This is a genomic window from Paenacidovorax caeni (assembly GCF_001298675.1).
Lineage (GTDB): Bacteria > Pseudomonadota > Gammaproteobacteria > Burkholderiales > Burkholderiaceae_C > Paenacidovorax > Paenacidovorax caeni.
On the sequence record NZ_CYIG01000086.1, the window covers coordinates 1 to 5,083 of the forward strand.

Consider the following 5,083-nt stretch of genomic DNA (forward strand, 5'->3'; position numbering starts at 1 on the left):
GCTGGCAGGCCTGGGCGGCGCGCTGCAGCTGCCGCGCGAGCCTGCCAGCCTGGAGCTGGACATGCTCACCATCGGCGCCGCCTTCGTGGTGGTGGTGGTGGGCGGCATGGGCTCGCTGCCCGGCGCCTTCGTGGCGGCGTTGGTGATTGCCGAGCTCAAGGCCGTGTGCATCTGGCTCGGCGTGGTCGAGGTCGCGGGGGTGGAGGTGGCCTTCCCCCAGCTCACGCTGGTGGCCGAATTCCTCGTCATGGCCGCCGTGCTGCTGTGGCGGCCCTGGGGGCTGCTCGGGCGCGCGCCCGCCCCGGCCCGCGCCCTGGGCGCGCCCGAGGCGCCGCTGCGCCCCGCCGGGCGCGCCGCCACGCTGGCCTGGTGCGCGCTGCTGGCAGCGCTGGCGCTGCTGCCCTGGCTCGCCGGAGCGCAGAGCTACGCCACCGTGCTGGCCGCCGACGTGGCGATTGCCGCGCTGTTCGCCGCCAGCCTGCACCTGCTGGCCGGGCCGGGCGGGCTGCACTCCTTCGGCCACGCCGCCTACTTCGGCCTGGGCGCCTACGGCGCGGCGCTGCTGGTGCGCTGGGCCGGCTGGCCCATGGGCGCGGCCCTGGCGGCCGCGCCGCTGGCGGCGGCGGCGGGCGGGCTGGTGTACGGCTGGCTGTGCGTGCGCCTGTCGGGCATCTACCTGGCCATGCTCACGCTGGCCTTCGCGCAGCTCACCTGGGCCGTGGCCTACCAGTGGGACGGCTTCACCGGCGGTAGTAACGGCATCACCGGCGTCTGGCCGCCCGAATGGGCGGCGCAGGGCGCGGGCTTCTACCTGCTGGCGCTGGCGCTGTGCGCAGCGGGCATCTACCTGCTGCGGCGCATGCTGCTGTCGCCCTGGGGCTACGCGCTGCGCGCCGCGCGCGACGCCGGCGCGCGCGCCGAGGCGCTGGGCATTGCCGTGCGCCGCGTGCAGTGGTCGGCCTTCGCCGTGGCCGGCGCGCTGGCCGGGCTGGCCGGGGGGCTGTACGCCTTCTCCAAGGGCAGCGTGGCGCCCGATGCGCTGGCCGTGGCGCGCTCGGTCGATGGCCTGGCGATGGTGCTGCTGGGCGGGCTGCAGCAGCTCGCCGGGCCGGTGGTGGGCGCGGCCGCCTTCACCTGGCTGCACGACAGCCTGGCGCGCGGCACCGAATACTGGCGCGCCCTGCTGGGTGGGGTGATCCTGCTCTTGGTACTGCTGTTTCCACAAGGAATTTCGGGTCTAGGCCACTACTGGAAAGCGCTGGCAGCTCTCAAAAGCAGAGCAACGGGGAGCGCGCCATGAGCCTGCTGGAAGTGCAGGGGCTGCACAAGTCGTTCGGCGGCGTGCAGGCGGTACAGGGCGTGTCGCTGCGGCTCGCGGCGGGCGAGCTGCTGGCGCTCATCGGCCCCAACGGCGCGGGCAAGTCCACCACCTTCAACATGCTGGGCGGCCAGCTCGCGCCGGATGCCGGGCGCGTGCTGCTGGGCGGCCAGGACATCACCGGCCTGCCGCCGCGCCGCCTGGCGCGCCTGGGCGTGGGCCGCACCTTCCAGGTGGCCGAAACCTTCGCCAGCTTCACCGTGCTGGAGAACGTGCAACTGGCCCTGCTGGCGCACGACCGCGCCACCGCGCGCTGGTGGCGCCGCGCCAGCGGCCACCGCCCGCAGGACGCGCTGGCGCTGCTGGCCCAGGTGGGCATGGAGGGCCAGGCCGCGCAGCCCTGCAGCGCCCTGGCCTACGGCGACGTCAAGCGCGTGGAGCTGGCGCTGGCCCTGGCGGGCAACCCGCGCCTGCTGCTCATGGACGAACCCACCGCCGGCATGGCCCCGGCCGAGCGCGGCGCGCTGATGCAGCTGGTGCAGCGCCTGGCGCGCACGCGCCGCATGGGCGTGCTGTTCACCGAGCACAGCATGGACGTGGTGTTCGGCCACGCCGACCGCGTGGCCGTGCTGGTGCGTGGCCAGTTGCTGGCCGAGGGCGCGCCGCAGGCCATCCGCCACGATGCGCGCGTGCAGGCCGCGTACCTCGGCACGGGCCTGGAATGCTCTGAAAACGAGAGCCACCCGCGCTTGCCAGGCAACGGCTTGGCGCCAGAAACACCCTTGCTCACCGTCGAGGACCTGAACGCCTGGCATGGCGCCGCGCACATCCTGCACGGCGTCTCGCTGCACGTCGCGCGCGGCGAAGTCGTGGCGCTGATGGGGCGCAACGGCGCGGGCAAGAGCACCACGCTCAAGGCCATCGCCGGGCTGCTGGCGCGTACGCAGGGCCGCATCGGCTTCATGGGCCAGCCCCTGCGGGGCTGCGCGCCGCACCAGATCGCGCGCCTGGGCCTGGGCTACGTGCCCGAGGAGCGGCGCATCTTCACCGGCCTGACGGTGCTGGAAAACCTCGAAACCGGCCGCCAGCCGCCGCGCGCCTGGCCCGATGGCACGCCCGCGCCGCGCTGGACGCCCGAGCGCCTGTTCCAGCTCTTTCCCAACCTGGGCGCCATGCCGCAGCGCCTGAGCGCGCGCATGAGCGGCGGCGAGCAGCAGATGCTCACCGTGGCGCGCACGCTCATGGGCCAGCCGCTCGTGGTGCTGCTCGACGAACCCTCGGAAGGCGTGGCCCCGGTCATCGTCGAGCAGATGGCGCAGGCCATCCGCGCGCTCAAGGCGCAGGGCGTCGGTATCCTGCTGTGCGAGCAGAACCTGCCCTTCGCCCAGGCCGTGGCCGACCGCGCCTGCGTGCTCGAAAAAGGCCGCATCGTGCACAGCGCCCCCATGGCCGAACTGGCGCGCGACGCGGCGGCGCGGGCGCAGTACCTGGGGGTGTGAGCCTTATTCCATTTCCAGATCGATCGAGTACGCGAAGGCGAAGCGCAGACAGTGCTGACGCACGGCAAGCGAAGCCGACAAAGTAATCGATTGATCTGGAACTGGAATTACCCGCCCCTGCGCCGCAGCCCCAGCACCCCCAGCAGCCCCGCCAGCAGCCACACCCCCCACGGTGCCAGCACCGGAATCGCCACCCCGGCGGGCGCGATCGGCGTGAAGACGGCGGCCACGCTGCGCGGGCCCTGCACATTGGACAGCGTGCAGGTGCTGCCGCTGGCGCTGTCGCAGCCCGTGAAGTGGCTGAAGCCGAAGCCCGTGGCCGCCGCCGCGTGGCAGACGGCATCGCCGCCATGCGCCACCGTGGCCGGGCAGTCCAGCGTGCCGCCGTTCGTGGGCGTGGCGCTGGTGGCGATGGCGTAGACATTGCGCGTGAAGCGCGCCGCCACCGTGCAGGCGCCGGTGATGGCGCCGGTGTCGTAGCCGTTCACGCCCGCGCCCGTGGCGGTGCCGCCGCAGCCGTCGATGGATTCGGTGGTGTAGCCCGGCGCGGGCTGCGCCGTGCAGTGCGCGCTGCTGCCGTGCAGCGCCGTGGCTGGGCAAGTGAGCGTGCCGCCTTCCGCGGGTGTGACGTGGGTGCCAATGGCGTGGGCCACGGGCGGCTCGGCGCTGGCGTCGCAGGCGCCGGTGAAGGGCAGCGGCGCGCTCCAGCGCGCCGGGGCCATGTCCACGCCCCCGGCGGCGGTGCCCGCGCCGTCGTCGAAGCTGCCCCCGCCCCCGCCCGCCATCATGCCGAACACCTGGGGCGTGCCGTCGGCAAACCAGCCGATGGCCGTGCCCGGGGGCAGGCCGCTCACGCCGTAGTCGGCCCAGGCCATCGGGCCGCCGGTGTTGACCGAGGAGAACACCTGCGTCAGCGCGCCCGCCGCGTCGGTGCGGGCGCTGCCCAGGCCCTGGGCCACGCCGCCGCGCAAGTCCAGCGCCACCGCCACGCTGCGCGTGCCGTCCACGCGCCAGCGCCAGAAGCCGCAGGCCAGGTCGCCGATGTTCCAGTGCTGGCTGGTGGCGCTGCTGCCGCCGTTGTCGAACACCAGGGTGAGGGTGAAGGCCGAGCCATCGGGCGCGTCTGCGGGGATCTGGGAGCTGGCGATGGTGCCGTGGTAGGTGGTGGCGTAGGGCGCCGCCTGCGCGCTGGCGCTGGCCAGCAGCGCGGCGGCGGCGATCAGGGCATGGATGCGCATGGCGGGGCCTCTGGTGTTCCGTGGGTGCTATGCATTGGGTAGCTGCTCGCGCTTGCCTAGCAAGGGCTCAGGGCCGATTTGCCTTGTATCCGGAGCCGCGCCGCAGCGCCAGTAGCGCCAGCAGGCCGGACAGCAGCAGCACGCCCCACTGCGACAGCGTGGGGATGGAGGCTGGCGCCGCCAGCAGCCCCGCGCCGGAGGGGTCCACGATGCGGCCGTCGCCCGCCGGGCCGTCGTCGCCCGGGCCGCCGTCTTCCAGGGCGAAGGTGGCCGTGCCTGCGGCCAGGTCCAGGGTGGCGGGGTAGGTCTGCCAACGGGTGCCGCGCAGCTTCCAGTACTGGGTGCCGGCGGCCAGCGGCGCGGGGTAGGCCACGGTCATGGCCACGGGGCCGGTGCAGCCGGCCAGCGCGAAGTCGAGCACGCCATGGGCGAATGCGGGCACGCCGGAGTCCCTGGCGGGGGCCGGCAGCAGGCTGGCGCTGTCGAAGGTGCAGGTGGCGCCGCCGCCGGTGAAGCTGGCCGTGACGGTGCCCTGGGGCCCGGTGGCCGAGAAGCTGCGCTGCGTGGGCGCCGCGCCGTCCGAGGTTGCGGCGGGCCCGGTGCCCACGGCGTTGGTGGCGGTGACGGCGAAGCTGTAGCTTTGCCCGTTGGCCAGGCCGGTCACGTCGCAGGCCGTGGCCGGGGCGGCGGGCGGCGTGGCGGCCGTGGCGCAGGTGTTGCCGCCGGGCGTGGCGGTGACGGTGTAGCCGGTGATGGCGCTGCCGCCGTCGCGGGCCGGGGCGGCCCAGGCCACCGTGGCCTGGCCGTTGCCCGCCGTGGCGGAGACGTGCGCGGGCGCGTCCGGCAGGGCCAGGGTGGTGGCGCTGGTGCTGGCGGCGGTGGCGCTGTCGCCCGCGGCGTTGTGCGCCGCCAGGCGGTAGGCGCGGGTGTCGCCGTTGCCCAGGCCGGTCACGGTGCAGGTGGTGGCGCTGGTGCTGCAGACCTGGGCGGGGGTGCCGGTCACGTCGGTCACCACGTAGCCGGTGGCG

4 protein-coding genes are annotated in these 5,083 nt (G+C 74.7%); 2 read left to right on the plus strand and 2 right to left on the minus strand.

The window, feature by feature from the left end; genetic code table 11:
• Together BN2503_RS18485 and BN2503_RS18490 are read left to right on the plus strand one after the other, a co-directional pair.
• The coding region (locus BN2503_RS18485; RefSeq protein WP_054258070.1) for an ABC transporter permease subunit at positions 1–1,300 on the plus strand (1,300 nt) is incomplete at its 5' end.
• A complete protein-coding gene (locus tag BN2503_RS18490) occupies positions 1,297–2,817 on the plus strand; it encodes an ATP-binding cassette domain-containing protein (protein WP_054258071.1) in 1,521 nt (506 codons plus the stop codon). The genes BN2503_RS18485 and BN2503_RS18490, both read left to right, overlap by 4 nt.
• A gap of 107 nt (positions 2,818–2,924) precedes the next feature.
• On the opposite strand, the gene BN2503_RS18495 is transcribed toward BN2503_RS18490, so the two are convergent.
• Together BN2503_RS18495 and BN2503_RS18500 are read right to left on the minus strand one after the other, a co-directional pair.
• Complete coding sequence (locus BN2503_RS18495) at positions 2,925–4,055, minus strand: InlB B-repeat-containing protein (protein WP_054258072.1); 1,131 nt, start codon at positions 4,053–4,055, stop codon at positions 2,925–2,927.
• A 67-nt stretch (positions 4,056–4,122) separates the two neighbouring features.
• Positions 4,123–5,083: fibronectin type III domain-containing protein (locus tag BN2503_RS18500; protein ID WP_054258073.1), on the minus strand; the 961-nt coding region annotated here is incomplete at its 5' end.

Coding starts and splice junctions, on each gene's coding strand:
- BN2503_RS18490 (WP_054258071.1), top strand. CDS start 1,297: ATGAGCCTGCTGGAAGTGCAGGGGCTGCACAAGTCGTTCGGCGGCGTG.
- BN2503_RS18495 (WP_054258072.1), bottom strand. CDS start 4,055: ATGCGCATCCATGCCCTGATCGCCGCCGCCGCGCTGCTGGCCAGCGCC.